Annotated in this window: 24 protein-coding genes; 16 read left to right on the top strand and 8 right to left on the bottom strand. The window is 67.4% G+C overall.

What is annotated here, in order from left to right; all coding sequences use genetic code 11:
• The first annotated feature begins 44 nt into the window (after positions 1–44).
• Entirely contained in the window at positions 45–1,715 is a 1,671-nt protein-coding gene (locus ACQUQ0_RS00535; RefSeq protein ID WP_435182535.1) for an acyl-CoA synthetase, read from the top strand.
• Positions 1,716–1,789: 74 nt separating this feature from the next.
• Entirely contained in the window at positions 1,790–3,088 is a 1,299-nt protein-coding gene (locus tag ACQUQ0_RS00530; RefSeq protein WP_435182534.1) for an ABC transporter substrate-binding protein, read from the top strand.
• A gap of 21 nt (positions 3,089–3,109) precedes the next feature.
• Here the strand turns inward: ACQUQ0_RS00530 and ACQUQ0_RS00525 are convergent, their stop codons facing one another.
• Both ACQUQ0_RS00525 and ACQUQ0_RS00520 read right to left on the bottom strand, forming a co-directional pair.
• Positions 3,110–3,814 (bottom strand): ABC transporter ATP-binding protein, encoded by a 705-nt coding sequence (locus ACQUQ0_RS00525; protein WP_435182533.1) that lies wholly within the window; start codon positions 3,812–3,814, stop codon positions 3,110–3,112.
• Positions 3,811–4,536 carry an ABC transporter ATP-binding protein gene (locus ACQUQ0_RS00520; protein ID WP_435182532.1) on the bottom strand — a complete coding sequence of 242 codons (726 nt, stop codon included), beginning with the start codon at positions 4,534–4,536 and terminating at the stop codon, positions 3,811–3,813. The genes ACQUQ0_RS00525 and ACQUQ0_RS00520 overlap by 4 nt, the downstream gene beginning before the upstream one ends.
• A gap of 108 nt (positions 4,537–4,644) precedes the next feature.
• Between ACQUQ0_RS00520 and ACQUQ0_RS00515 the strand changes: the two genes are divergently transcribed.
• The 7 genes from ACQUQ0_RS00515 to ACQUQ0_RS00485 all read left to right on the top strand — a co-directional run bounded on the left by ACQUQ0_RS00515 (position 4,645) and on the right by ACQUQ0_RS00485 (position 13,162).
• Complete coding sequence (locus tag ACQUQ0_RS00515) at positions 4,645–5,499, top strand: branched-chain amino acid ABC transporter permease (protein WP_435182531.1); 855 nt, start codon at positions 4,645–4,647, stop codon at positions 5,497–5,499.
• Entirely contained in the window at positions 5,496–6,503 is a 1,008-nt protein-coding gene (locus tag ACQUQ0_RS00510) for a branched-chain amino acid ABC transporter permease (RefSeq protein WP_435182530.1), read from the top strand. The genes ACQUQ0_RS00515 and ACQUQ0_RS00510 overlap by 4 nt, the downstream gene beginning before the upstream one ends.
• A gap of 165 nt (positions 6,504–6,668) precedes the next feature.
• Entirely contained in the window at positions 6,669–8,615 is a 1,947-nt protein-coding gene (locus tag ACQUQ0_RS00505; RefSeq protein WP_435182529.1) for a 3-hydroxyacyl-CoA dehydrogenase/enoyl-CoA hydratase family protein, read from the top strand.
• Complete coding sequence (locus tag ACQUQ0_RS00500; RefSeq protein WP_435182528.1) at positions 8,616–9,806, top strand: thiolase C-terminal domain-containing protein; 1,191 nt, start codon at positions 8,616–8,618, stop codon at positions 9,804–9,806.
• Positions 9,807–9,808: 2 nt separating this feature from the next.
• Entirely contained in the window at positions 9,809–10,339 is a 531-nt protein-coding gene (locus ACQUQ0_RS00495) for a Zn-ribbon domain-containing OB-fold protein (RefSeq protein ID WP_435182527.1), read from the top strand.
• A gap of 4 nt (positions 10,340–10,343) precedes the next feature.
• Entirely contained in the window at positions 10,344–11,963 is a 1,620-nt protein-coding gene (locus tag ACQUQ0_RS00490; RefSeq protein WP_435182526.1) for a long-chain fatty acid--CoA ligase, read from the top strand.
• A gap of 47 nt (positions 11,964–12,010) precedes the next feature.
• Positions 12,011–13,162, top strand: a complete 1,152-nt coding sequence (locus ACQUQ0_RS00485; protein WP_435182525.1) for an acyl-CoA dehydrogenase family protein — start codon at positions 12,011–12,013, stop codon at positions 13,160–13,162.
• Positions 13,163–13,394: 232 nt separating this feature from the next.
• On the opposite strand, the gene ACQUQ0_RS00480 is transcribed toward ACQUQ0_RS00485, so the two are convergent.
• On the bottom strand, positions 13,395–14,642 hold the full coding sequence (locus ACQUQ0_RS00480; RefSeq protein ID WP_435182524.1) for an FAD-dependent monooxygenase: 1,248 nt from the start codon (positions 14,640–14,642) through the stop codon (positions 13,395–13,397).
• Positions 14,643–14,788: 146 nt separating this feature from the next.
• Complete coding sequence (locus ACQUQ0_RS00475) at positions 14,789–15,115, bottom strand: hypothetical protein (protein ID WP_435182523.1); 327 nt, start codon at positions 15,113–15,115, stop codon at positions 14,789–14,791.
• Positions 15,116–15,250: 135 nt separating this feature from the next.
• On the opposite strand from ACQUQ0_RS00475, the gene ACQUQ0_RS00470 reads away from it, so the two are divergent.
• Positions 15,251–15,694 (top strand): MaoC family dehydratase, encoded by a 444-nt coding sequence (locus tag ACQUQ0_RS00470; RefSeq protein ID WP_435182522.1) that lies wholly within the window; start codon positions 15,251–15,253, stop codon positions 15,692–15,694.
• A gap of 100 nt (positions 15,695–15,794) precedes the next feature.
• Positions 15,795–17,177, top strand: a complete 1,383-nt coding sequence (locus ACQUQ0_RS00465) for a methyl-accepting chemotaxis protein (protein WP_435182521.1) — start codon at positions 15,795–15,797, stop codon at positions 17,175–17,177.
• Positions 17,178–17,286: 109 nt separating this feature from the next.
• On the opposite strand, the gene ACQUQ0_RS00460 is transcribed toward ACQUQ0_RS00465, so the two are convergent.
• Positions 17,287–17,694 (bottom strand): universal stress protein, encoded by a 408-nt coding sequence (locus tag ACQUQ0_RS00460; protein ID WP_435182520.1) that lies wholly within the window; start codon positions 17,692–17,694, stop codon positions 17,287–17,289.
• Positions 17,695–17,897: 203 nt separating this feature from the next.
• Here ACQUQ0_RS00460 and ACQUQ0_RS00455 point away from each other — a divergent pair, with 203 nt between their 5' ends.
• Complete coding sequence (locus ACQUQ0_RS00455) at positions 17,898–18,410, top strand: gamma carbonic anhydrase family protein (protein ID WP_435182519.1); 513 nt, start codon at positions 17,898–17,900, stop codon at positions 18,408–18,410.
• 286 nt (positions 18,411–18,696) lie between these two features.
• Entirely contained in the window at positions 18,697–19,464 is a 768-nt protein-coding gene (locus tag ACQUQ0_RS00450) for an IclR family transcriptional regulator (RefSeq protein ID WP_435182518.1), read from the top strand.
• A gap of 26 nt (positions 19,465–19,490) precedes the next feature.
• Here ACQUQ0_RS00450 and ACQUQ0_RS00445 read toward each other — a convergent pair whose 3' ends face one another.
• Positions 19,491–20,381 carry a UbiA family prenyltransferase gene (locus tag ACQUQ0_RS00445; protein WP_435182517.1) on the bottom strand — a complete coding sequence of 297 codons (891 nt, stop codon included), beginning with the start codon at positions 20,379–20,381 and terminating at the stop codon, positions 19,491–19,493.
• A 135-nt stretch (positions 20,382–20,516) separates the two neighbouring features.
• Here ACQUQ0_RS00445 and ACQUQ0_RS00440 point away from each other — a divergent pair, with 135 nt between their 5' ends.
• Positions 20,517–22,070 (top strand): class I adenylate-forming enzyme family protein, encoded by a 1,554-nt coding sequence (locus ACQUQ0_RS00440; protein WP_435182516.1) that lies wholly within the window; start codon positions 20,517–20,519, stop codon positions 22,068–22,070.
• A 56-nt stretch (positions 22,071–22,126) separates the two neighbouring features.
• Here the strand turns inward: ACQUQ0_RS00440 and ACQUQ0_RS00435 are convergent, their stop codons facing one another.
• Complete coding sequence (locus tag ACQUQ0_RS00435) at positions 22,127–23,533, bottom strand: SLC13 family permease (protein ID WP_435182515.1); 1,407 nt, start codon at positions 23,531–23,533, stop codon at positions 22,127–22,129.
• A 141-nt stretch (positions 23,534–23,674) separates the two neighbouring features.
• Here ACQUQ0_RS00435 and ACQUQ0_RS00430 point away from each other — a divergent pair, with 141 nt between their 5' ends.
• Positions 23,675–24,310, top strand: a complete 636-nt coding sequence (locus tag ACQUQ0_RS00430) for an MBL fold metallo-hydrolase (RefSeq protein WP_435182514.1) — start codon at positions 23,675–23,677, stop codon at positions 24,308–24,310.
• 88 nt (positions 24,311–24,398) lie between these two features.
• Positions 24,399–24,956, top strand: coding sequence for a sugar O-acetyltransferase (locus ACQUQ0_RS00425; RefSeq protein ID WP_435182513.1), 558 nt, complete (start codon positions 24,399–24,401; stop codon positions 24,954–24,956).
• 22 nt (positions 24,957–24,978) lie between these two features.
• Here the strand turns inward: ACQUQ0_RS00425 and ACQUQ0_RS00420 are convergent, their stop codons facing one another.
• Positions 24,979–25,746, bottom strand: coding sequence for an ABC transporter ATP-binding protein (locus tag ACQUQ0_RS00420; protein WP_435182512.1), 768 nt, complete (start codon positions 25,744–25,746; stop codon positions 24,979–24,981).
• Positions 25,747–25,841: the final 95 nt, after the last annotated feature.

The raw sequence follows: 25,841 nt of genomic DNA, 5'->3' as shown, positions 1-25,841 counted from the left end.
CAGACAGAATATTTAACATAGTTAATTACAATCCGCCAATAACGATGGCTGATCCACGCGAACTGGAGAAATACTACTACCACGAACGGGATTTCGAGACGATCGAGGAGATCGAAGAGTGGTTCGAGTGGCAGGTCCCAGAGCAGTTCAACATCGCCGAGTACGTCTGCGACCGGTGGGCCGACGCCCGGAAGAACCGCGTCGCGCTGTATCACCGCTCGTCGGACGGCGAGGAGACGGCCTACACGTTCCGACAGGTCCAGCGGTGTGCGAACCGCTTTGCGAACTACCTCGTCGAGCAGGGGATCGGACCGGGCGACTGCGTCGCGATCAACGGGACCCAGCGCTTGGAGTCGCTCGCGGGTCACCTCGCGGTGTTCAAGATCGGCGCCGTCTCGGTGCCGCTCACGGTCCTCCTCGGGACCGACGGCGTCCGCTACCGACTCGACGACTGTAGCGCCGACGCGTTCCTCGTCGACGAGGGCGCCGTCGACGCCGTCCGCGAGATCCGCGACGACGTCGACTCCCTGGACCTGATCGTCACCAACGACGACTTCGACCGGGAGGACGAAGTGAACTTCTGGGACGCGATCGAGGGGCAGTCCGCGGACTTCGAGACGGCGGCGACCGACGCCGAAGACCGGGCGTTCATCATCTACACCAGCGGGACGACCGGCAAGCCGAAGGGCGTGATCCACGCCCACCGGCACCTGCTCGGCGAGCTCCCGCAGTTCCTCAGCCTCCAGGGCGGCCGGACCGACGACGGCCAGGTGCTGCGGACCGTCTCCGAGTGGTCCTGGATTATGTCGCTGCCCGGCGTCGTGCTGCCGGCGCTGTTCTACGGCGTCCCGGTCGTCGGGTACTCGGGCCAGAGCTTCGAGCCCGACGTCGAGTTCGAGCTCGTCGAGGAGTTCGGCGTCACCCACCTGAACCTCCCGCCGACGGCCGTTCGGATGATGATGCAGGTCGAAGACCCGGCCGGCCACTACGACCTCGGGAGCGTCCAGTCGTTCACGACCGGCGGCGAGTCCGCCGACGAGAACATCATCGAGTGGGTGACAGAGACCTTCGAGAACGCCTCGTTCCTCGAGGGATACGGCACCACCGAGATCGGCGGGCTCATCTCCGACGACCCGGTGGTCGGCCTCGATCACCGGATCGGTTACTTCGGGGTCCCCTCCGTGGGTCACGACGTCGCCGTCTTCGACCCCGAGACCCGCGAGCGCATCGAGGAGCCCGGCGAGATCGGCGAACTGGCCGTCCGGTACGAGGGCGATCCGATGCTGTTCGTCGAGTACCTCGATCTCCCCCGGAAGACGGAGCAGACGGTCCAGGACGGGTGGCTCTTCTCCGATGACCTCGTCTCCTTCGACGAGGACGGCTACTTCAGGTTTCACTCGCGCGCGGACGACCTCATCATCAGTTCGGGGTACCGCATCGCGCCCAAGGAGATCGAGGAGGCGATGCTCACCCACGCGGCGGTCCGGAACGTCGGCGTCGCCGGCGTCTCCCACGAGACCCGCGGCGAGATCCCGAAGGCGTTCGTCGTGCTCGACGACGGCTACGAGGCGAGCCAGGACCTCGTCGAGGAGCTCCAGGAGTACGTGAAGGACCGCTTGGCGAAGTACGAGTACCCCCGCGAGGTCGAGTTCGTCGAGGACCTCCCGATGACGACCACCGGGAAGATCAAGCGCCAGTCCCTCCCGGACGAGTAGCGCGTCGGCCCTTCTCCTCCGTCTCCGGAAAGCAGTAGAAAGATATATGTAATACCGAACTATCACTAACTTCTATGTCATCTGGTAACACCAGTGGGATTGACGCGACAGACCGACGCAATTTCTTGAAACTGACCGGCGCCAGCGTCGTCGCCGGCTCGCTCGCCGGATGTATGGGCGGTAACGGCGACGGCGGCGGTGATAGCGGCGGCGGGACCACCAGCGGCGACGGCGCCACCACCGGCAGCAGCGGCGGCGAGGGCGACATCGTCATCGGCGGTCTCCAGCCGTATACGGGCCCGTACGCCCAGACGACCCAGGAGTTCGTCGACGGATTCAACTTCCGGCGCGAGGAGATCAACGCCAACGGCGGCGTGCTCGGTCGGAATCTCGCGTTCGCGGACCGCGACACGCAACTGGACCCCGCGGAGGCCAGCACCCTCGCGACCGAGCTCATCGAGGCCGAGGACGCCGTGATGCTGACCGGGCCGATTTCGAGCGACATCGGGCTGACCGTCGCGCCGATCGCAGAGCAGAATCAGGTGCCGCACGTCCCGCAGTTCGTCGGGAGTTCGGAGTTCCTCTCGCGGGACTCGCGCTACAACTTCCGGATGGGCCTGGCGCCCGCCCCGACGAACGCCCGCGCGGTGAGCCAGTTCATACAGGACCAGGGCTTCCAGAACGTCGGCGCCATCATCGCCGACTACTCCTACGGACGCGCCTGGGAACAGAGCATCAACGCGATCTTCCCCGACGACATAAATATGCACATGGAGGTCGCCCCGTTCGGCGAGAGCTCCTTCACGACCTACCTCCGCGCGATGCCGGACGACCTGGACCTCCTCATCACGGCGAGCCACCCGCCGGGCGTGTTCACGATCTACAATCAGCTCCAGGGACTCACAGACGTCAATCCGGATTACATCATCGGCCGCAGCGACGCGAAGCTCTCGGCCAACGCCCTCGGCGACTCGGTCACGCAGGGCTTCCTCGCTCAGACCCAACCCGACCCGTTCTCCGATCGGTACGCCCAGATCGGCCAGCGCTACTACGATCAGACGGGCAACTGGTTCGGCGTGCTGAACGCCGTCGGCTACGTGGTCGCCGACCTCGCCGCGGCCGCGATCGAGGACGCCGGCGAGGCCAACCCCGTCGCCATCGCCGACTCGATCCGGAACATCAACCTCGACACGCTGTTCGCCTCGCCGATCGAGTACACCCAGTGGGGCGAACTGAAGAACCTCGTCCAGCTGATGGTCGGCTTCGAGTCCGGCGCGCCGTCGTACTACCCCGACGGCAGCGTCAATCTGACCGAGGAGTTCCGCTCCGAACCGCTCCCGGCGTACGATCCGTCGAGCGACCTGCTCTCGTAGAACCGGTAAAGAACCGCTCCGCTATCCGCGGAGATACCCTTCCTTGATCGCGTCGGAGTGGAGGAGCTCCTCGCCGGTCCCCTCGGTCTGGATCCGGCCGTTCTCCAGGAGGTACCCGCGGTCGGCGAGGCCCAGCGCGCGGTCGACGTGCTGTTCGATCAGGACGACCGTCACGTCGTCGGAGATCTCCTCGATCGTCTCGAAGACCTGTTCGGCCAGCTGCGGCGCGAGCGCGTTCGAGGGCTCGTCGAACGCCAGCACCTTCGGCTCGGCCATCAGCCCGCGGCCGATCGCGAGCATCTGCTGCTCGCCGCCGCTGAGCGTCCGCGCCTTCTGTTCCCGCCGCTCTTCGAGGACGGGGAACATCTCGAACACCATATCGCGGTTCTCCTCGAAGGCCTCGCGCTTGGTGAACGAGCCCATCCGGAGGTTCTTCTCGACCGAGAGGTCGCCGAACAGATTGCGCTCCTCGGAGACCTGGACGAAGCCGCGCTCGACGATGGCGTCCGACGGGACCTCGGTGACGTCCTGACCGAGCACCTCGACGCGGCCGTTCGTCGGCGTCAGGATGCCCGAGAGCGTCTTGAGGAGGGTCGTCTTCCCCGCACCGTTCGGCCCGACGATCGAGACCACCGAGTCGTCCTCGCGGACCTCAAGGGAGACGTCCCAGAGGACCTGAAGTTCGCCGTAGTGGACGTCCAGGCCCTCGACGTCGATGAGGCTCACGAGTCCACCTCCCCCAGGTACGCCTGGGTGACTTCCTCGTTCGAGCGGATCTCCTCGGGGGTTCCGTCGGCGATCTTTTCGCCCTGATTGAGGACGATGATCCGGTCTGTGACGCTCATGATCGCCTCCATGATGTGTTCGATCCAGAACACGGAGACCCCGCGCTCGTCGCGGGCGCGTTCGAGCGTCTCGGTGATCTCGTCGATCTCCGCGGGCGTCAGCCCCGCGCCGATCTCGTCGACGAGGATCAGCCTCGGCTCGGCGGCCAGCCCCTTCGCGAGTTCGAGCTGCTTCCGGTCGGCGATGGTCAGCGAGCCGGCCTCTTCGTCCTCGCGGCCGTCGAGGCCAACGAAGGCGAGCGCCTCGCGGGCGCGCTCTTCGGCCTCGTCCATCGGCACCGACTCGTCGTTGCCGAAGACCGCGCCCATCAGCACGTTGTCGAGGACGCTTGATTCGTTGAACGTCCGGACGGCCTGGAAGGTCCGGGCGACGCCGAGCTGGGCCACTTGGTTCGGCGTCTTGCCGACCAGTTCCTCGCCGTCGAAGGTGATCGAGCCCTCGTTGGGCGGGTGGACCCCGGTGATCGTGTTGAACAGGGTCGTCTTGCCCGCCCCGTTCGGCCCGATCAGGCCCACGATCTCCTCGTCGCCGATGTCGAAATCGACGCCGTCGACGGCGACTAGCCCGCCGAATCGCTTGGTTACGTTGGTGGCGGTTAGCACAGGTCCGGCTTTCCCACGATTCTACATAAATAATTCGATGGAGTAGGTGCCGAAGCCGCCATTGCGATATCCATAATATTTATACATACAGTACAACGATGGCCCAGTATGCTTGCCAGAGGCATAGAACTGCTTATCGACGGACTGGCGAGGGGAATGATCCTCTCACTCTTCGGGCTGGGGATCACGCTCGTCTTCGGGTTGGGGGGCATCCTCAATCTCCTGATCGGCGTCTTCGCCGTGGTCGCCGTGATCGCCTGTTCCCTCATCCTGGGAACGGTCCCCGAGCTGCTCGTCGCCGGGCTCGGCGGCGTCGCCGCCGTCGCGTTGTTCGCGTTCGTGTTGGATCGATCGGTCATCTCCCTGGTCTACCGGGAAGAGGGCGAAGACCGGGTGCTGCTCGGCATCTTCGTCACGCTCGGCCTGTCGCTGCTGTTCGAGGGGCTGCTCTTCGTGTTCTTCGCGGAGAGCTACTTCCTCGAGACCAGCGTGCCCTCGGTGTCGCTCGCCGGCGTGGGCATCACGGGCTCGTCGCTCGCGGTCATCGCCGCGGCCGGCGTCCTGTTCGGGCTCATCTACTACTTCTTCAACCACACGTACCTGGGGATCGCGACCCGGACCGTGATCCAGGACGAGACCGGGGCGATTCTCTGTGGGATCCGTCCCCGCCGCGTCCAGTCGATCGTGTTCGTGTTGAGCGCGGCCATCGCCGGGGCGGGCGGCGTCCTCTACGCGCTCGACGCCGAGGTGACGCCCGCGAGCTCCTTCGAGCTCACGACCTTCGCGATCATGGTCTCGATCGTCGGCGGCGTCGACAGCATCCGCGGCACGGTCGCGGCCGGCGTCGTCCTCGGTATCGTGATCACCGTCGCGGGCGCGCTGTTCGGCTCGTACCTCGCCACCGTGACGCTGTTCGCCGCCGCAATCGCCGTGCTGATCTACAAACCGGAGCAGATATCATGAACGTGAACGTCACCCGCGGCCGACTCCCGACCGTCATCGTGTTCGCAGTGCTGCTCGCCATCCCGCTCGTGTTCTTCGAACCCTCGACGACCTACATCTCGCGGCGGTTCATCCGCGTGATGATCTTCGCCATCCTCGCGATGGCGCTGAACATCATCTTCGGCGAGACCGACCAGTTGATCCTCTTCATGGGCGGGATCGCCGCCGTCGGCGCGTACACGACCGCGCTGACCGCGGACGCGCTCGGGATCTCCCCGTGGCTCACGCTCTTCGTGGGGGCGCTCTTCGCCGGCGTCTTCGGGGCGCTGGTGTGCTACGTGGCCGCCCGCCGCCAGTTCACGGTGATCGTGCTGGCGATCGTGACCTTCGCCTCCCAGATGATCATCTCCGAGCTCCTGGTCGGCCTGCGGGACATCACCCGCGGCAGCACCGGCTTCCCGTTCAGCGGGCTCCAGCTCCCGGCCATAGAGCAGGCGACGGGGTTCGGCTCCTACGCGATCCAGTTCTACGTGCTGGTCGCGATCTTCGCTGGCGTGCTCGGGCTGTACACGTGGCTGCGGCGCTCGAAGTACGGGCTGGCGTTCGCCGCGATCCGGCAGGACGAGTTCGCCGCCCGCGCGACCGGCGTCGACGTCATCAAGCTGAAGGTGTTCGCCGGGTTCATTGCCACCTTCGTCATCGGGCTCGTCGGGCCGTTCTACGGGCAGACGACCGGGATCATCATCCCGTCGCTGTACAGCTTCAACTCCATCGACGTGCTCGTGCTGATCGTGCTCGTCCTCGGCGGGCTGCGCTCCCGGTACGGGCCGCTCGTCGGCGCGGCCGTCGTGATCTACATCGACAACTTCCTCGGGAACTTCGGCCAGTGGCGGACCGTCGCGTTCGGCCTCCTGCTGACGATCCTGTTCCTCTACTTCCGGGACGGCATCGTCCCCTCGGCGACGGAACTGCTCGCCGAGCGGACCCCCCTGGGATCGGTCCTCGACCGCGGGAAGGCCGAATAGCGCTCCGACCCCACTGATTTTCGCCGCCGATCGAATCGTGTAGCGTCGCCTCGCATCGCCCCGCATCGCCCCGCATCGCCCCGCATCACCCCGCCTTCGGCGACGCTCGCTCCGCGCGATGCTGGCACCGACACATTAAATATGAACGATCCGAAGGTTCAACTGATGGACGCAGAAATCGAGAGCCTCGCAGTCCTCGGAGCCGGCAGTATGGGTCACGGTATCGCGGAAGTGGCCGCCATCGCCGGCTACGATGTCGTGATGCGCGATATCGAGGAGGACCTCGTCGAGGAGGGGTACGACAACATCGAGTGGAGCCTCGGCAAGCTCGCCGAGAAGGACCAGATCGACCAGGAGCCCGAGGAGGTGCTCGCGCGGATCTCGACCACCGTCGACCTCGAAGCGGCCGTCGAGGACGTCGACCTCGTGATCGAGGCCGCGCCCGAGGACCTGGAGATCAAGCGCGACGTCTTCGCCGACGTGGACGCCGCCGCGGGCCCGGAGACGATTATGGCGACGAACACCTCCAGCCTCCGGGTGAGCGACATCGCCGAGGCGACGGACCGACCGGAGTACGTCTGCGGGATGCACTTCTTCAATCCGCCGGTGAAGATGGACCTCGTCGAGGTCGTCTCCGGCGAGAAGACCAAAGCGGAGGTCGTCGACGCCGGCATCGAGTTCGTCGAGTCGCTGGACAAGACGCCGATCCGCGTGCGCAAGGACGTCCCGCAGTTCGTCGTCAACAACGTCCTGACGCCGTTCATGGGCGAGGCCGGCTACATGCTGGACGAGGGCGACGTCGAGATCCAGGACGTCGACGCCGCGATGGTGTTCCAGCGCGGCTACCCGATGGGGCCCTTCGAGCTCAACGACTTCGGCGGACTGGACATCTTCTACCACAGTCGCGAGCAGTGGGACGATCCGGTCCCCGAGTCGATCGAGTCCCGCGTCGAGAACGACGACCTCGGTCGGAAGACGGGCAAGGGCTTCTACGACTACGAGGACGGCGAGGGCGTCGACTACGAGCCGACCGACGGCGAGGGCATCGACACCCTCCGCATCGAGTCGGTGATGATAAACGAGGCCGCGAAGCTGATCGGCGACGACGTCGCCGACCCCGAGGACATCGACATCGGGATGCGCCTCGGCGGCGGCCTCCCCGAGGGGACCTGCCGGACGGGCGACAAGCTCGGCCTCGACCGCGTGCTGGAGAAACTGGAGGACCTCCACGAGCGCACCGGCGACGAGCGCTACGAGCCCGCGGACTACCTCGTCGAACTGGTCGAGAACGGCCACACCGGCGAGAAGGGAGGCCAGGGCTTCTACGACTACCGCGACGGCGGCCCGTACCACTACATCACCCACGAGCTGAAGGACTCCGGCGAACTCCACGTCGTCTTCGACCGCGAGGAGCGCCTCAACGCCTTCTCGACGGATATGTTCGACGAGGTCAAGCGGGTCCTCGAAACCGTCGACGACGAGGAGGTCTCGTGTGTCGTCTTCGAGGGCGCGGGCGACCGCGCCTTCTCGGCCGGCGCCGACATCACGGGCTTCACGACCGCCGAGCCGACGGATCTGGCGTCGGTCGACCAGACCGTCGAGACGATCTACGAGTACCCGCGGCCGACGATCGCGAAGATCGACGGTTTCTGTCTCGGCGCGGGGCTGGAGATCACGCTCGCGTGTGACCTCCGCTACGCGACCGAGGGCTCGCGGCTCGGCAGCCCCGAGATCGACCTCGGCCTGATCCCCGGCGGCGGCGGCACCCAGCGGCTGGTCCGCCTCGTCGGCGAGCCACGGACGAAAGAGCTGATCTACCGCGGCAAGCAGCTCTCGGCCGAGGAGGCCGAAGACTGGGGCATTCTCAACGGCGCCGTCCCCGAAGACGAGTTCGAGGAGACGATCGACGACGTCGTCTCGGACCTCACGAACGGCCCGCAGAAGGCCCTGGAGGTGGCGAAGCAGGTGATTCAGGAGGGTCAGAACGCCAGCCTCGACACCGGCCTGTCGCTGGAGGCCCAGGGCTTCGGCCTGCTGGCGACGACCGACGACATGCTCGAAGGCGTCGCGGCGTTCAACCAGGACCGCGAACCCGACTTCGGGGGTGACTGAATGACGCGCAACGTCGGCATCGTCGGCGGCGGCCACACCAAGTGGGGCGTCCGCGAGGCCAGCTACAAGGACCTGATCCAGGAGGCCGGCAAGGCCGCCTTCGAGGACACCCCCGGAGTAGAGCCCGGGGACGTCGAGGGGCTCTTCGTCGGCTCGGTCCAGCCCGAGCGGTTCGCCTTCCAGACCCACGTCGCGCCGATGGTCGCCGAGTTGGTCGGCGTCGACGTCGACAGTATGATCGCGCGGACCGAACTCGCCTGCGCGAGCGGGCAGGCCGCGCTCCGCTACGCGTGGCTCGCCATCGCGGCCGGCCAGCTCGACACGGCGCTCGTCTTGGGCGTCGAGAAGATGAACCTCCCGCGGGAGTACTCCGCGGAGGCCCAGACGAGTATGGCGAACGTGATGGACCGGGAGTTCGACGGCGTCAACGGCTTCAACGCGCCGCCGTACTTCGCGATGATCGCCCAGCGGCACATGCACGAGTACGGCACCACGCGCGAGCAGCTCGCGCAGGTCGCCGCCAAGAACAAGACCCACGCCGCCTCCAACGCGTTCGCCCAGTTCCAAAAGGAGGTCTCCGTCGAGGACGTCTACGACTCCTTCGAGCTGTCGCCGCCGCTGTGCCTGTACGACTGCAGCGGCGTCACCGACGGCGCCGCGGCGCTGGTGCTGATGAGCGAGGAGAAAGCCCGCGAGGTCACAGACGAGGCCGCCTGGATCACCGGCAGCGGTCAGGCGTGCTTCGCGAGCAACTCCATCAACAATCTCCCCTCGTTCTCGGCGTGGCCGCAGGCGACCACCGCGGCCGAGCAGGCCTACGACCAGGCCGGCATCGACGACCCCGTCGACGAACTCGACGTCGCGGAGGTCCACGACTGCTTCTCGATCAGCGAGATCGTCGAGTACGAGGCCCTCGGCTGGGCCGAGGAGGGCGAGGGCGGCACATTCATCCAGGAGGGCCGCAGCGAACTCGACGGCGACATCGCCGTCAACCCCCGCGGCGGCCTCCTCGGCTGTGGCCACCCGCTCGGCGCGACCGGCGTCTCCCAGGCGCTGGAGGTGTACAATCAGTTCCGCGGCACCGTCGAGTCGGAGCGGCAGGTGCCCGACCCCGAAAACGGCCTGATCCACAACCTCAGCGGAAGCGCCTCGGTGCATAGCGTGATGACCCTCTCGCGGGAGCGACCGTAACAATGACCGAAAACGACATCGACACCCACGCGGACAACGATACCGGCGCGGCCGTCACCGACGGCGGCCGCGACGTCGTCGAACTGCCCGACCAGATTGAACTGCCCCGGCTCTTGGACTTCTACGAGCTCCAGACCGAGGACACGACGAAGATCGCGGAGTTCTACGACAATCTCCGCGAGGGCCAGCTGACGACGACCGAGTGCCAGGACTGCGGCGAGATCCACTTCCCGCCGCGGATCGTCTGTCCCGAGTGCCAAAGCGAGGACCTGGAGTACGCCGACCTCCCCCACGGGGGCGAGCTGTTCGCGTTCTCGACGGTCCGGGCCGGCGCGCCGATGGGGATGGAAGACGAGGTCCCGTTCGTGATTGGCATCGTCGACCTCGGTCCGGTGCAGCTCTCGGCCCACGTCGCCGACGCGGAGTACGACGACCTCTCGATCGGCGATCCCGTGGAGATGAAGGTCGTCGAGATCGACGGCCCGGTCGACCACGAGCGGGTTTTTTACCGCTTCACGCCCAAGGAATCGTGATATGATGGACTACGAACTCACCATCACGAAGTTCCTCCAGCGGGCGGTCGACCTCTTCGACCACAAGGAGATCGTCTCAAAACTGCCGGACGGTTCGCTCCACCGCTACACCTACGGCGACGCCTACGAGCGGATCTGCCAGCTCGCGCACGCGCTCAACGACTACGGCCTGGAGATGGGCGATCGGGTGTCGGTGATGGCGGTGAACCACTACCGCCACTACGAGCTGTACTTCGGCCCCTCCTGCAGCGGCCGGAGCATCCACACGACGAACCACCGGCTGCCGGAACACCACCTCACGGAGATCATCAACGAGGCCGAAGACCGCCTGCTGTTCGTCGATCCCGCGTTCGTCGAGACCGTCGAGGCCGTCGCCGACGACCTCGAAACGGTCGAGCAGTACGTCGTCCTCGACGACGAGGTGCCCGAGACCTCCCTGGAGTCGGTCGTCGACTACGAGTCGTTCATCGCGGGCTACGACACCGAGTACGACTGGCCCGAACTCGACGAGGAACGCGAGTTCGCGCTGTGTTACACCTCCGGGACCACGGGACTGCCGAAGGGCGTCCAGTACCGCCACCGGCGGATGTTCCTCCACACCCTCGTCCACGGCCACGTCGACGTGTTCGGTGTCAGCGAAAACGACACCGTGATGCCGGTCGTGCCGATGTTCCACGTCAACGGTTGGGGCTTTCCCTACTCGGGGACGTTCTACGGCTCGAAGCTCGTCCTCCCGGGCCAGCACACGAGCCCCGAGGCCGTCGCCGACCTGATCGACGCCGAAGACGTGACCGTCGCGGCGGCGGTCCCGACCGTCTGGATCGATATGGACGGCTACCTCGAATCCAGCGAGGGCGAGCCGCTCGCCTCGCTCGACCGCGTCCTGACGGGCGGGAGCGCGCCCCCGGCCTCGCTGATGCAGAAGTTCGAGGAGGTCTACGAGGCGCCGATCTACCAGGGCTACGGGATGACCGAAGCGTCGCCCCACCTGGCGAACACTTTCGAGACGACCGAGATGCAGGACCTCCCCGAAGACGAGCGCTACGAGCTCAAGCGGAAGGCCGGCATCCCCGCACCGGGCGCGCGAATCCGCCTGCGGACCCAGGACGGCGAGCCGGTGCCCCACGACGGCGAGACGCCGGGCGAGATCCACGCCCGCTCGCCGTGGCTCACCGACGGCTACTTCGAGCGGCCGGAGGCCAACGAGCAGTCCTTCGAAGACGGGTGGTTCAAGACGGGCGACATCGGCACGATCGACGAGTACGGCTACCTCGACATCGTCGACCGCATCGACGACGCGATCAAGAGCGGCGGCGAGTGGATCTCCTCCGTCGAGTTGGAGAACTCGCTGATCGACGCCGAGGGCGTCGCCGAGGCGGCCGTGATCAGCGTCCCCCACGAGAAGTGGCAGGAGCGGCCGGTCGCGTACGTCGTGGCGGAGGGCCCCTCGATCGACGAGGCGTACCTGCGCGAGCGCCTCCTGGAGACGTTCCCCAAGTGGTGGCTGCCCGACGAGTTCCGGTTCATCGACGAGATCCCCAAGACGACGACACAGAAGTTCAACAAGAAGGACCTCCGCGAGCAGTTCCTCGACGAGGAGGGCGAGCTCCCGCTGGACGAGTAGCGGGGGCTGACAGACCTTTCGAACGAGACATACCACGGCCAACAATTATGGAATCAGACATACTCACCGACACGGTGATCCCCGAGGAGGCAGCGGAGCTGAAAGCGCACGCGCGGTCGTTCGCCCAGGAGGAGATGGCGCCGGTCGCCGGCGACTACTTCGACTCGGCCGAGTACCCGGTCGATGCCGTCGAGGCGGCCCACGACGCCGACCTCGTCGCCCAGGAGATCGACGCCGAGTACGGCGGCCCCGGCCGGTCGCTCGCCGAGATCGTCGCGACCGTCGAGGAGTTCTTCCGCGCGGACGCGGGCCTCGGCCTCGGCATCGTCAGCCAGAGCTTCGGGACCGAGATCCTCCAGGAGTTCGGCAGCGAGAGACAGAAGGAGGAGTACCTCCGCGCGGTCGCCGAGGGCGAAAAGCGGACGGGGATGGCGATCACCGAACCCGACACCGGAAGCGACCTCGCGGGGATGGAGACGAGCGCCCGCCTCGACGGCGACGAGTGGGTCCTCAACGGCGAGAAGTACTGGATCGGCAACGGCGTCTCGGGCGACTACATCACCGTCTACGCCAGGACCGAAGACACCGACGACCGCCACGCCAACCACTCGCTCATCCTCGTCCCGACCGACGCGCCCGGCTACGAGGCCGAGCCCATCCCGGAGAAGATGGCCTACCGGGCCTCCGAGCAGGCCCACATCGTCCTCGACGACTGCCGCGTGCCGAGGGAGAACCTCGTGGGCGAGCGCGGCGAGGGCTTCCGGATGGTCGCGGAGTTCTTCAACTCCGGGCGGGTCCGCGTCGCCGCCCACGGCATCGGCCTCGCAGCGGCCGCCATCGAGGAGGCCTGGGAGTTCGTCCACGGGCGCGAGGAGTTCGGCCGGCACGTCTCGGACTTCCAGTCCGTCCAGCACGACCTCGCGGAGATGCGGATGGAGTTCGAGAGCGCCCGCGCCCTGCTGTGGCAGGCCGTCGACCGCGTGATGGCGGGCGAGGACGCCGAGCGATGGGCCGCGATGGCGAAGGCGAAGGCGACCGAAGTCGCCGCCGAGTGCGCCGAGACGGCGATGAAACTCCACGGCGGGCGCGCGCTCCTGCACGACGAGCGCGTCACCCGGGTCTACCGCGACGTCCGGATGCCGATGACCTACGAGGGGGTCGGCGCGGTCCAGCGGGACCTCATCTACCGGAACTTCTGACCCGCCGGCTCCGCTTCGGCTTCTCTTCCCAAACTATCAGCCCAGTAGGTATTATTCCGATGTGAACAATCGGGGTGCTGCTCGTTCGGGCCGCGGTCGTGACTCCGCCCGGAGCGTCGATAAAATGCGATCGCGAGAGCGGGGCGCTCTCATAGTGATTACTCTCACTGTTTACCGCCGAACGCCACCCCCGGTAACGGCGTTCGGCGGTAAGAGACGAGAGTAATCACTATCAGTAGTTGGCGCGGCCGGTCGACGCGATCGGCGGCGGGGTGTGCGGGCCGTACGGCGCGTCGTCGAGGTACTCGCCGGCGGGCTCGAAGTAGTCGGCGAGCGACGCGGCGGCCTCCTTGCGAAGCACCGTGACGGGGCTGTCGCCCTGGAGGTAATCGAGCGCCTGGCCGGCGGCGTCGATGTTGTACTCGGCGGCGGTCTGTCGGCGGGCCGCGTAGAGTTCGACCTCGTCGCGGGCGACGGCCTCGTTGGAATCGAGCGCGACGGCGATGGCCGAGGCGGCCTCGTCGGCGTCGGCGACACAGGAGTTCATCCCGCGGGCGCCGAACGGCGCCAGCAGGTGGGCGGCCTCGCCGGCGAGCAGGACGCGGCGGTGCTCGTCGACGAAGGAGTCCGTCTGGACCTGGAGGAACTTGTACGTCGAGGTCCACTTGATGTTGTCGACGTACTCCTCGCCCATGATGTCGCGGACGAACTCCCGCATCTGCTCGTCGCTGGCGATCTCGTCGGGGTCGTCGTCGCCGAGACACTGGATGTCGAGCCGCCAGCCGCCCGTGAAGGGCACGAGCATCACGTTGCGGCCGTCGGCGTTGGGCGAGTCGTAGTGGAACAGCCGCTCGAACGGGATCGGCTCCTCGTCGATCGAGTTGCCGTCGAGGGTCTCGACGTCGACGATGATGAAGGAGTTCTCCGATTGGGAGCCCTCGAACTCGGCGCCGATCTCCTTTCGCACCTGGGACCCGCCGCCGTCGGCGCCGATGAGGTACGGCGTCTCCCACTCCTGGCCGTCGGCGGTCTCGACGTGGACCCCGTCGGGCGTCGACTCGACGGACTCGACGCCGGCGTCCCAGTGGATGTCGATTCCGGCCTCGTCGAGCGCCTCGTGCATGTACTTCTCGGTGGTGACCTGCGGGAGGCTCGAGAAGTGGGGGATCTCGCCGTCGCCGCCGGGGTTGTCGTAGGTGCGGCGGAAGACCGTCTTGCCGCGCCACTTGGTGTGGCGGGTCGGCCAGACGAGCCCCTCCTCGACGAGGTCCGTGCCGAGGCCCGGATGGACCCGTTCGAGCGTCCGGAGCGTCGACCCGTGGACGTAGATCGCCCGGCTCCCGGCGCGGTCCCGGTCTTCGGAGTCCGCTTCGACGATCGTCGCGGGCACGCCCCGCGCGTGGAGCGCGAGCGCCGCGGTCATCCCGGTCGGCCCGGCACCGGCAATCAACACTGGGTTCTCGGAGTCAGTTTCACTCATCGTCTCTATCCGACTCTTACGCGAGACTCCACATAATTATTGTGGTCGAACGGGGAGAAGACGGCCGCATACGGCCGTTCAGCGGGATTCAGCCACCGCTGTTCGATCGGGGCGATGCGACTCTCGGCCGGCGTCGGTGGCAGCGGTTACGCGTCCAGTCCGAGCTGCTTTGCGACCCAGTGGTCGCGGGCGGCGAACACCAGTTCCTCCTCGTCGTCGAAGCCGGTGGTCTCCGCGACGAACTCGTCCCACTCGCCGTCGGGCACCAGTTCGAGCTCGGCCGCGGACGACGCCGCCGACGGGCTGGCGGCGACCATCTCGTCGAAGGTCTCGAAGTCGGTGTGTTCCGCCATGAACTCCGCGTCGAACAGGTCCTCCAGCGGAATCTCCTCGTCCTCGGCGACGATGTCGCGGGGGTCTGGCAGGTCCTCAGCCTCCTCGGCTGCCGCTTTGAGGTCGTCCGGTTGCGCCATACTCGGATCTTTGGACTACCCTATGTAAACTTTTCCGGTCCGCTCGTGAGACGCTCACAGCCGGCACCCCGCTCCGAGCCGCCGGACGTCGACGCCGTCGAAGGATTTTCTACGCGGGCCCGCGAGAACTCCGATATGCGATATTTCGAGGACGTCGAGGTCGGATCGACGTCGGTTCACGGCTCCTACGACGTGACTGCGGAGGAGATCAAGGAGTTCGCCGCAAAGTACGATCCCCAGCCGTTCCACTTGGACGAGGAGGCCGCCGCGGACTCGATGTTCGGCGAACTGGTCGCCTCCGGGTGGCACACGATGGCGATGTGTATGCGGATGCTCAATCAGGACCCCGACCCGCTGGCGGCCCTGGCCGGCGTCGGCGCCGACAAGATCCGCTGGCGGAATCCGGTGCGGCCGGGCGACCACCTCGAACTGCACACCGAAATCCTCGCCAAGCGGCCCTCCGGCAGCCACGACGACCGGGGCTACGTCACGACTGGCATCGAAGCGCACAACCAACGCGACGAGGTCGTCGTCAGTTACGAGACGACCGCCCTCGTGAAGGGCCGCGACTACGACTGATAGCGATTCCTCTCGTCGCGTGTCGGGCCGTCTCACACCAGTATCACCTGTGAAAATCGGCCACAAACATTAATGAGCCGGTGAAGACCATCGCACCGCAATGGCACAACACAGCCCGGCCCCGCAGAACGAGCAGGTCCCGGCCACCCAGGAGGCGACGCTCGCCCCCGACTTCTCGCACATCGACGACGAAACCGAACGCTACCGGGCCGAGCGCGACCACTGGCGGCACATGTTCAATCAGCTCGCCGCGGAGTTCCCCGAGCCCGTGATCGCCGTCGACGACGAGGGGCGACTGACCCACTGGAACGACGCCCAGGAGTCGTTCGTCGGCATCCCCGCCGCGGAGACCCTCGGCAAGCCCGCCCACGACGTCATCGGGACCGAGGACGTCACCGAGACGCTCGCCGAGAAGGTCGCCCGCACGGGCGAGCGCATCAGGGAGACGAACGTCCGGACGATCACGAACACGAACGGCGAGAAGGGCCACGGCCGGGCGATGGGCGTCCCGCTCACCTCGCCAAGCGGCGAGGTGGTGGGCTCCTTCGAGGTCCTCTACCGGGTGACGGACCTCGTCGAACAGCGCCAGTCGATGCAGCGCGTCCAAGAGCAGGTCCAGCGGGACCTCGAAGGAACCGTGAGCGGTCTGGAGACGGCGTCCTCGCAGGTGACAGAGAACGTGAACGTGATCGCGGAAGTCGCCGACGAGGAGGCCGAACACGTCAGAGAGGTCGACGACGAGATCCAGACGTTCAGCGCGACGACCGAGGAGGTCGCCGCGAGCGTCGAGACCATCTCGACCCAGAGCTCCGAGACCGCAGAGCTCGCGACCGAGTCAGAGGAGTCGACGACCGAGTTGCTGGAGACGGTCGAGGACGTCGCGGACGCGAGCGATCGGATGGCCGGCGACGCCGAGGACCTCGCACAGCGCGTCGACGAGATCGACGACGTGGTCGCGGTGATCGACGACATCGCCGATCAGATCAACATCCTCGCGCTCAACGCCTCCATCGAGGCCGCTCGCGCGGGCGAGGCGGGCGAGGGCTTCGCGGTCGTCGCCGACGAGGTGAAGTCGCTCGCGACGGAGTCCAAGGAGGAGGCCGAGCGGATCGAGGGGCTCGTCGAATCGATCGCGACCATCGCCGCGGAGACGGTCGACGGGATCGAACAGACGAGCGACCGGGTCGACGAGATCGAGTCCCAGATCGAGGCGGTGAACGCGAATCAGCGGGAGATCCAGGAGGCGATCGCGGACGTCTCCGAGCAGTTGGAACAGATCGCGACCGCGACCGACGAGCAGGCGACGAGCGCCGAGGACATCTCGGCGATGCTTGGCTCGACCGTCGAGGGCGTCGAACGCATCGCCGACGAGGTCGCCGAGCTCGCCACGGCGAACCAACAGCAGACCGATCAGGTCGCCGAAATCCGCCGCAGCGTCGAGGAACTGGAACGCAACCTCAACTCCGTGATCGAAGACCAGTAAGCGGACGGTTCACGCCGGGCTCGTGTCCGTCCTTTCGGTTCCCGTTTTCCGTTCTGTGCATCCGATCTTTGCTCTCGCCGGCCGTGAGACCTCGGCGGCGCGGGGCGCGTTACTCTTCGTCTTCTGCGGCGCTGCCGCACACCAGGACCGGGCGGTGCGTACCGAGGATGATGTCCTGGGTCACGCTCCCGAAGAGCGCCTTGCCGGCGGGCGAGCGCTTCCGTCCGCCGACGCAGATCTGATCGACGTCGTACTCGTCGGCGAAGCGGAGAATCTCGTCGGAGGGGGATCCGCTCGCCTCCAGCAGGTGGACGTCGACGTTGTCGCTTTCGAGACGCTCGCGCGCCTCGCGGACGGCCTCGACCTGCTGGACGGACGCCCCTTCGGGGTTGTCGCCGAAGACGTGGAGGATGTACAGCTCCGCGCTCCCCGCCGGTTCGACGATGTCTTTGATCGCGTTGGTCTGTGCGCGGGCCTGCGGGATGTCGTCGTCGAGTGCGAGCAGTACTTGGACCATACATTCACTCTGCCGGCCACCTACTTATAATTCCGCGGTCGTTTTCTCCGCGCTGGGGCGGTCGAAATCCGGTCACGACTCCGACCCGAAGTGTGCGTGGGCACCGAGCGGAACCGCTTCGGCACAACTGTTCGACAGTATCGAACAACGATGGGTCGACCGTCGTCGGCCGTTTTATCATCCGAGACGACGAACCGGGCGCTATGCAACGAGCGTTCGAGGGTGCGGAACCGCGCGTCGCCGAGAGCGCGTTCGTCTCGGAGATGGCGTACCTCGTCGGCGACGTCGCCGTCGAGTCCCGCGCGAGCGTCTGGCCGTTCGTCTGCCTCCGCGGGCACGGAACGGGCGTCGAGGTGGGCGAGGAGACGAACGTCCAGGAGTTCACGACGCTCCACGGCGCGCGGCTCGGAGACGGCGTCACCGTCGGGCACGGGGCCGTCGTCGACTACGCCGAGGTCGGCGACCACTGCCTCGTCGGGATGCAGAGCGCGGTGATGCGCGGGGCCACCGTCGAGGAGGGTTCGATCGTCGCGGCGAACGCCGTCGTCAGGCAGGACCAGACCGTCCCGTCCGGTCATCTGGCGTACGGGACCCCGGCGGAGACCAGACCCCTCACCGAGGATCAGCGCGAGCAGATCCGCCGGACGCACGAGACCTACGTCGACCTCGCGGCGCGGTTCCGCGATGCGGGACTGGGCCGCGACGAGGCGCCGTGACACCGCCGTTCGACACTATCGAACAATTTGCGTCAGTCGGTCGATAGACCGCCGACGGTCCGCGCCCTCTCGTGGCGAGCGGCCGACGGGTCCGTGCTCCGACTTCTGTTTTGCTCCTGAAAACACGCGGTCGGACTGGTAACACCCGTACGGTTGTTATCTCGCGGCTGAGTAAGCCGATTGTTCGATGGTGACGAACAGTTGTGTGCGAGGAGGAACCGTCGCGGAACCGACGACGGAGGAACGTACACGATAGATTCTTATCCGTTCTCGCGTGAGAAAACGTATGGCACGGCGAGCGTCCGGCGGACGCGGGATCCAATCCGACGAGACCCTGTTCGACATCGTCGAACTGCTTCGCGAGCGGGACGGCGCGGGCGTGACCGAGGTCGCGGAGGGCCTCGACATCGCCAAGAGCACTGCACACGGCCATCTGACGACGCTCACCGACCGCGGGTACGTCGTCAAGCGCGGCCGGGAGTACCACCTCGGCCTGAAGTTCTTCGAGTACGGACAGTACGTGCGGGGCCAACTGGAGATTTTCCAGTCGGGAATGGCCGCCGCCGATCGGCTGGAGGCGGCGACCGACGAGATGGCCTGGCTCATCGCCCACCAGAACGGGAAGCTCATCTACGTCTACGGCCGCGCCGGGGACAACGACATCAACGTCAACGCGCTCCTCGGGACCCGGGAGCACATGCACTGCAACTCCGGCGGCAAGGCCATCCTGGCTCACCTCCCCGACGAGACCGTCCGGTGGATCCTCGACCAGCACGGCCTCCCCGCGCGGACGGAGAACACGATCACCGACCGCGGGCGGCTCTTCGAGGAACTCGAACGGATCCGAGACCGGGGCTACGCTCTCAACCTCGCGGAGGACCTGGAGGGGATCCACGCCATCGGCGTCCCGCTCATCGTCGACGGCGAGGTCCAGGGCGCGCTGAGCGTCGCCGGCCCGGCCCACCGGATGTCGAAGGAGCGCTGCGAGACCGAGGTCATCGACCACCTCCAGGCCGCGACCGACGAGATCGATCTCTCGCTCGCGTACCGATAGTCGGCTCTCGTCACCGACCGCACGCCTCAGGCGATTCCGACCGCTCCGAGCGCTCGGCTCACGAGAGCCGCGCCCGCACAGCGGCCGACACACGCCCCGAAGAACAGGAATCCGGCGAAGACGTAGGTCAGTCCCATCTGGAGCCGGACCGTGCGTTCGCCCCCCGTCAGCGCCGTCGCCGCCAGGCAGCCGAGCGGGCCGAGAGCGGCCGCGAGAACGAACGGCGCGTCGACTCCGAGCGCGCCGACGGTGCCGGCGGCCGCGACCCCCAGGGTCCCGAGCGTTACGAGCCCGAAGATCCCGCCGGCGACGCGGTCGGCGCGGCGCGGGCCGAGGGCGACGGGGACCGTCCGCTTGTCGATCGAGCGGTCGAAGTCGGCGTCGAGCGCGTCGATCCCGACCTTGATCCCCGCCAGGAGACCGAAGAAGAGCGCCGCGACCGCGACGACGCCGGGCGAGGGAGCTGCGCTCTGGGCGGCGTAACCGCCGACGATCCCGAGGGCGATCCCGGCCGGGTAGTCGACGGTGACCGTCACGGGGTGTCTGTCGAGGTAGGGCGCGTGGAGGAGCGCGAGCGCCAGGAGCCCGGCGATCGAGGCGCCGGCGAGCGGCCCCGCCACGACGGAGAGGCCGGCCGCGAGCGCGGTTCCGAGGGCGACTCCCGCGCGGATGCCCCACCGGAACGCCGCGACCGAGAGCCGCGGGTCCTCCTCTTCCCGGACGTGGCCGTCGACGAGGCCGTCCCGGAGGTGCGCGACGAACAGGGCGACGCCGACCGCGACGGCGTGGAGCGCGGCGACGCGGAGATCGAACGCGGCGGCCGGAGCGAGCAGCGCGCCGTAGGCGGACATCCCGACCGCCGGGAGCATGAACGTCGGTCGCACGTAGGCCAGCGCGTCGGCGATCGCCCGCGACATACGGGTCTATTCCGGCCGGGAACTGATAAATCCGCGAGATTCGACGCGCGGCGCAGCGGTCGTCTGCGGCCGTCTCCCTGGGGAATCAAAACAATTAATGTTGCAGTTGGCTTGTCCATTCCTAACACGTCTACCATGAAACTCAACGACGCGCTCGCACGCACGGTCCGCTGTCACCCCGACAAGCCCGCGCTCATCACCGACGAGGGCCGCTCCTTCACCTACGCCGAACTCGACGAGCGCAGCACGCGCCTCGCGAACGCCCTCACCGACCGGGTCGGGGAGGGCCGGTGTGCGGTACTGACGATCAACGACGTCTCCGCCATCGAGTCGATGTGGGCGGGCAACAAGCGCGGCGTCTCCACGGTCCAGCTCTCCTACCGCGCGACCGTCGCCGAGCTCAAGAGCATGTCCGACACGGCCGACGCGGAGATCCTCGTCTTCGACGACCACAACGTCGAGGCCGCCCTGGAACTGCTCGACCGCGACGCCTTCGAGACGGCGATCCACGCCGGCGAGGAGGCGGTCGACCACTCCGACGTCGAGTCCTACGAGGACGTCCTCGACGGCGCCGACGCCGACCTCGACGGGTCGCTGCCGGCGGGCAAGGAGTGTGCCGTCCTGCACACGAGCGGGACGACGAGCGTTCCGAAGACGGTCCAGTTCGACCAGGACCAGCTCTGGTACGGCGCGATCCAGCCCGTGATGGAACACGGCATCGACGAGACGGACGTCGCGCTCTGTACCTCGCCGTGGTACCATATGGTGACGACAGACGCGTGGCTGTACCCGCACTTCGTCGCGGGCGCGACCGTCGTACTCCACTCGACGTTCGAGCCCGAGGAGGCCCTAGAGCTCATCGAGGAACACGGCGTGACGGGGCTGCTCGCGGTCCCGACACAGCTGAAGACCCTCAACGACATCCAGCGCGGCGAGGGGGCGACCTACGACACGAGCACCCTGGAGTACATCCGCACCGGCGGCGCGATCGTCACCGAGGACCTGATCGAGGCGACCCACGAGCACCTCTCCGAGCACGTCTACAACACCTACGGGATGACCGAGGCCGGCCCGGACCTCACCTTCGCGCACCCGAGCGTCCAGGAGGACCACCCCGGCACGATCGGCAAGGAGTCGTTCACCTGGGAGATCCGCGTGGTCGAGACCGCGCCGATCGACGAACACCCCGACCCCGAGGCCGAGGTCGACCCCGGCGAGCGCGGCGAGATCATCGCCCGCGGCCCGGGGATGTCCCACGAGTACATCGACAACGAGGAGGCCTCCGAGCGGTCCTACTTCGACGGCTGGCTCCGCACCCGCGACGTCGCCCGCGTCGACGAGGACGGCTACCTCTACATCGTCGACCGCGTCGACAACATGATCGTCAGCGGCGGCGAGAACGTCTACCCCGCGGAGGTCGAACGGGTGCTCGGGAACCACCCCGACGTCACCGAGGCCTGCGTCTTCGGCCGCGACGACGAGCAGTGGGGTCAGGTCGTCACGGCCGTCGTCGTCGTCCCCGACGACGTCGAACTCACCGAGGACGAACTCGACGGGTACTGCCTCCAGCACGACGGGCTGGCGGACTTCAAGCGGCCGCGCGCGTACGCGATCACGAGCGAAGAGCTCCCGCGGTCGGACACGGGAACGATCCTCCGGGAACAGCTCGTCGAGAAGCACTTCGACTGAGCCCGGCGGCAGCGGGCCGACCGACTGACGGCGCCCGATTTTCTATCTCAAAATCCTCAGAACAGGAGGACGAAGATGCCGATCTGGATGGGGAGCAAGATCAGGTACGTCGCGATCGTACAGAGGCTCGCCATCCGGCTGAGTTCGACGGAGTCGACGACGCCCAGGCCCAGGATCCCAACGAGCACTGCGGACTGATACGGGAAGAAGTAGCCGTTGAGGGCGACGGCCTCGATCATCGCGATCGGCACCAGCGGCAGGCCTGCGCTCTGGGCGAACGAGACGAACACGGGCGTGATGACGCTCGCGACCGCCAGCCCCTCCATCAGGAACGCGAGGCCGATCGAGATGGCGGTGACGAACACCAACACGAGCGGGAGCGACGGGTCCGCGGGGAGGTACGAGAGCAGCGTCTCAGCGGCCAGGTCGGTGAAGGCGGTGCGCCGGAGCCCCTCGGCGATGGCGAAGATGGCCCCGAGGAAAAAGAGGATCGAGAAGTCCGTCTCGCCGACGGCGGTGTGGTCGACGACGCCGATCTTCGGCGCGAACGAGAGCAGCGCGACCACGACCGCGCCGAAGAGGGGATGCAGTCCGTGGACGAAGTCGGTCGCCCAGAAGAGCACGCCGACGAGCAGGAACGCGAGCATCCGCTGTTCGGTCGGCGACGGTGCGGCCGTCTCGACCGCGGAGTCCGAGAGCGCGTCGGATCCGCTCGGCCGGTAGAGCAGATACGTCACGGCGATGATGGCGGCCACGCGGCCGACGCCCATCACCGGCCCTATGTACAGCGCCCACTGCGCCCACGAGATCACGGGGCCGCCCCCGGACTCGACGAGCCCGGTGACGATGATGTTCGCCAGCGACGCGGTCAGGAAGCCCGAGCCGCCGTAGTAGGTCGCGAAGAGCGGGCCGAGGAAGATCCCGATCTTCGCGCTCCGGTCGGTGAAGAGGTCGCCCAGCGACTTGAGGATCGGCGCGAGGATCAGGACGCGGACGAGCGACGAGGGTACGAGCACCGCGAGCGCGAGGCTCCCGGCCGAGAGGACGACGAGCAGGTAGCGGTACACCGCGACCGCGTCGGTCGCGATCCGCTCGGGCATCCAATCGAGGGTGACGCGCTCGACCAGATCGGCGAGCCCGCTCTCGCTCGCGGCCTCGCCGATGAGCAGGCCGACGACGACGAGCCACGTCGCGGGCGAGCGGAAGCCGAACAGCGCCAGCTCCGTCGAGAAGCCGACGCCGATCAGGCCGATGCCGAGCAGCGCCGTGAACCACGGCTTGACCGGCGTTCCGATCCAGAGGGCGACACAGAAGACCGTGATGGCGAGCATCAGGGCCGCGTCCGGTGCGAGCGGCGCGAATCCCAGCACGCCACCGGCGGCGAGGACGCCCGCCGGGAGCGAGAGCCAGGCCGGCTCGAAGGGGAGGGTCGAGGCCGCACGCGCGGAGAGTCCGCTGGGCATAGATCGTCATTGTCGAGTCGTCTCGGCGAACGGTAATGAGGATGGCGATGCGTTCGCTGTCCGGAGATTTTCCGCGGCCTCCGCCGCGCCCGCGGCGCCGCCGACGTACGTTTATGATCCCCGGCGTCGTATGCATCGCCGATGACAGCCGACGCTCGGATCACCGAGATCGCACCGGACGTGTACGACATCACCGTCAAGGAGGCCGACGACGCCCGCTGGCGGGTGTTCCTCTTCGACGGCGAGACGCCCACCCTCGTCGACGCCGGCTTCGAGGACACCGTCGACGTCGTCGCCGACGCCGTCGCGGAGCTGGGAATCACGCCCGAGCGGGTGGTCATCACCCACGGCGATCCCGACCACGTCGGCGGCCTCGCGGGCCTGGTCGAGCGCTTCGACCTCGAATCGTGGGTCCCCGAGGGCGTCGCGGTCGACGTCGACGTCGACCACCGGTTCGGCGACGGCGACAGCGTCGGGCCGTTCACCGCGGTCTCGGTCGCGGGCCACGCGCCGGGCTACCACTCGCTCGTCGACGAGGCGCGCGGAATCGCCGTCATCGGCGACGCGCTGTTCGGCTCCGACGCCCGCGGCCTGCCGGAGGGCTACTACGTCCTCCCGACCGCTTACTACTCCGCGGACGTGGCCAAAGCCGACGAGGAACTCTCGAACCTCCTCAAGTACGACTTCGAGGTCGGCCTCGTCTACCACGGATCGAGCGTCACCGAGGGCGCCAGCGAGAAGATCGCCCGGTTCGTCGACTTCGCGGGCAAGCGGTAGCCGGCGGAGGTCGACACGTCGGGAGCGGACTGGAACTTCGCGGCCCGCCGAGGAGAACGGCTTTGTGTGACGCCCCGCAGTCCCGGGTATGGACAGCGAGAAGGAGAAGATGCTCGCCGGGGAGCGCTACGACGCGTCCGACCCCGAACTCGTCGCCGATCGGGAGCGGGCCCGACAGCTCCTCCGACGGTTCAACCGCGCCGCCGTCGACGACGCCGAGACGCGGCACGAGGTCCTCGATTCGCTCCTCGGATCCGTCGGCGGCGAGGTCCACGTCGAACCGCCGTTCCGCTGTGACTACGGCTACAACGTCCACGTCGGCGACGGCTTCTACGCCAACTACGACTGCGTCGTCCTCGACGTCTGCGAGGTCGACGTCGGCGCGGGCTGTCTGCTCGGCCCGGGCGTCCACGTCTACACGGCGACGCACCCGCTCGACCCGGAAGCGCGGGCCGAGGGCTTGGAGTCCGGCGAGCCGGTGACGATCGGCGAGAACGTCTGGATCGGCGGCCGCGCGGTGATCAACCCGGGCGTGACGATCGGCGACGACGCCGTGGTCGCGTCCGGCGCCGTCGTCACCGACGACGTCCCCGCGGGCGTCGTCGTCGGGGGGAATCCCGCGGAGGTCGTACGAGAGGTGGAGTAAGGAGGCGCAGTACGGAAACGCGTCAGTCGCCGGCGACGGCGTCGTCGCCCGCGACCGCGTCCGAGAGGTCCTTGCCGGCGTGTTCGCCGAGGTAGGCCTCGATGACCTCGTCGTCGTTCTGGATCTCGTCGGGAGTACCCTCGGCGATGAGCTTGCCGTTGTCGAGGACGAGGACGCGCTCGCTGACGGTCATCAGCGCGCGCATCACGTGGTCGATCAGGAAGACGGTCTTGCCCTCGTCGATGATGTCGCCGACGAGGTCGATGATGCCCTCGGTCTCCTCGGGGTCGAGGCCGCCCGCGACCTCGTCGAACAGCACCATCTCGGGGTCGGTCGCGAGCACGCGGGCGATCTCCAGGCGCTTGAGGCCGCCGACGCTGAGTTCGCCGGGATCGGCGTGCATCTGGTCGTCGAGGCCGACGAACTCCAGCATCTCCCGGGCGCGCGCTCGGGTGTCGTCGAACTCGCGGCCGCCGTACTCGGCGCCGACGACGACGTTCTCTATGAGCGAGAGGCTCTCGAAGGGGCGGACGATCTGGTGGGTCTTCGCGAGCCCGCGGTGGCAGATCTCGTGTTGGGACTTACCGGTGATCTCCTCGCCGTCGAAGTAGACCTCGCCCTCGGTCGGCGGATGCACGCCCGTGATCGTCCGAAAGAGCGTGCTCTTGCCGGCGCCGTTCGGACCGATCAGCCCGACGGCCTCGCCCCGTTCGACGGTGAAGGAGACGTCCTCGATCGCGACGACCCCGCCGAACTTCTTCGTCAGGCCGCGTCCTTCCAGTAGCGTCATTGGCGTCCGATATCCCATCCACGATGATAAACTTACGGAATATTCGATGAGGATTCGGTTCCCGCCGCCGAACGGCGCCGCGGACCCCGCCGTCG

The organism is Halobellus sp. EA9 (assembly GCF_051195055.1).
Taxonomy (GTDB): domain Archaea; phylum Halobacteriota; class Halobacteria; order Halobacteriales; family Haloferacaceae; genus Haloquadratum; species Haloquadratum rubicundus.
This window is presented reverse-complemented; position numbering and strand designations above follow the sequence as displayed.

What these genes read in the sequence shown, in the direction of transcription:
- ACQUQ0_RS00535 (WP_435182535.1), top strand. Translation starts at nt 45, where the DNA reads ATGGCTGATCCACGCGAACTGGAGAAATACTACTACCACGAACGGGAT.
- ACQUQ0_RS00530 (WP_435182534.1), top strand. Translation starts at nt 1,790, where the DNA reads ATGTCATCTGGTAACACCAGTGGGATTGACGCGACAGACCGACGCAAT.
- ACQUQ0_RS00515 (WP_435182531.1), top strand. Translation starts at nt 4,645, where the DNA reads ATGCTTGCCAGAGGCATAGAACTGCTTATCGACGGACTGGCGAGGGGA.
- ACQUQ0_RS00510 (WP_435182530.1), top strand. Translation starts at nt 5,496, where the DNA reads ATGAACGTGAACGTCACCCGCGGCCGACTCCCGACCGTCATCGTGTTC.
- ACQUQ0_RS00505 (WP_435182529.1), top strand. Translation starts at nt 6,669, where the DNA reads ATGGACGCAGAAATCGAGAGCCTCGCAGTCCTCGGAGCCGGCAGTATG.
- ACQUQ0_RS00500 (WP_435182528.1), top strand. Translation starts at nt 8,616, where the DNA reads ATGACGCGCAACGTCGGCATCGTCGGCGGCGGCCACACCAAGTGGGGC.
- ACQUQ0_RS00495 (WP_435182527.1), top strand. Translation starts at nt 9,809, where the DNA reads ATGACCGAAAACGACATCGACACCCACGCGGACAACGATACCGGCGCG.
- ACQUQ0_RS00490 (WP_435182526.1), top strand. Translation starts at nt 10,344, where the DNA reads ATGGACTACGAACTCACCATCACGAAGTTCCTCCAGCGGGCGGTCGAC.
- ACQUQ0_RS00485 (WP_435182525.1), top strand. Translation starts at nt 12,011, where the DNA reads ATGGAATCAGACATACTCACCGACACGGTGATCCCCGAGGAGGCAGCG.
- ACQUQ0_RS00480 (WP_435182524.1), bottom strand. Translation starts at nt 14,642, where the DNA reads ATGAGTGAAACTGACTCCGAGAACCCAGTGTTGATTGCCGGTGCCGGG.
- ACQUQ0_RS00475 (WP_435182523.1), bottom strand. Translation starts at nt 15,115, where the DNA reads ATGGCGCAACCGGACGACCTCAAAGCGGCAGCCGAGGAGGCTGAGGAC.
- ACQUQ0_RS00470 (WP_435182522.1), top strand. Translation starts at nt 15,251, where the DNA reads ATGCGATATTTCGAGGACGTCGAGGTCGGATCGACGTCGGTTCACGGC.
- ACQUQ0_RS00465 (WP_435182521.1), top strand. Translation starts at nt 15,795, where the DNA reads ATGGCACAACACAGCCCGGCCCCGCAGAACGAGCAGGTCCCGGCCACC.
- ACQUQ0_RS00460 (WP_435182520.1), bottom strand. Translation starts at nt 17,694, where the DNA reads ATGGTCCAAGTACTGCTCGCACTCGACGACGACATCCCGCAGGCCCGC.
- ACQUQ0_RS00455 (WP_435182519.1), top strand. Translation starts at nt 17,898, where the DNA reads ATGCAACGAGCGTTCGAGGGTGCGGAACCGCGCGTCGCCGAGAGCGCG.
- ACQUQ0_RS00450 (WP_435182518.1), top strand. Translation starts at nt 18,697, where the DNA reads ATGGCACGGCGAGCGTCCGGCGGACGCGGGATCCAATCCGACGAGACC.
- ACQUQ0_RS00445 (WP_435182517.1), bottom strand. Translation starts at nt 20,381, where the DNA reads ATGTCGCGGGCGATCGCCGACGCGCTGGCCTACGTGCGACCGACGTTC.
- ACQUQ0_RS00440 (WP_435182516.1), top strand. Translation starts at nt 20,517, where the DNA reads ATGAAACTCAACGACGCGCTCGCACGCACGGTCCGCTGTCACCCCGAC.
- ACQUQ0_RS00435 (WP_435182515.1), bottom strand. Translation starts at nt 23,533, where the DNA reads ATGCCCAGCGGACTCTCCGCGCGTGCGGCCTCGACCCTCCCCTTCGAG.
- ACQUQ0_RS00430 (WP_435182514.1), top strand. Translation starts at nt 23,675, where the DNA reads ATGACAGCCGACGCTCGGATCACCGAGATCGCACCGGACGTGTACGAC.
- ACQUQ0_RS00425 (WP_435182513.1), top strand. Translation starts at nt 24,399, where the DNA reads ATGGACAGCGAGAAGGAGAAGATGCTCGCCGGGGAGCGCTACGACGCG.
- ACQUQ0_RS00420 (WP_435182512.1), bottom strand. Translation starts at nt 25,746, where the DNA reads ATGACGCTACTGGAAGGACGCGGCCTGACGAAGAAGTTCGGCGGGGTC.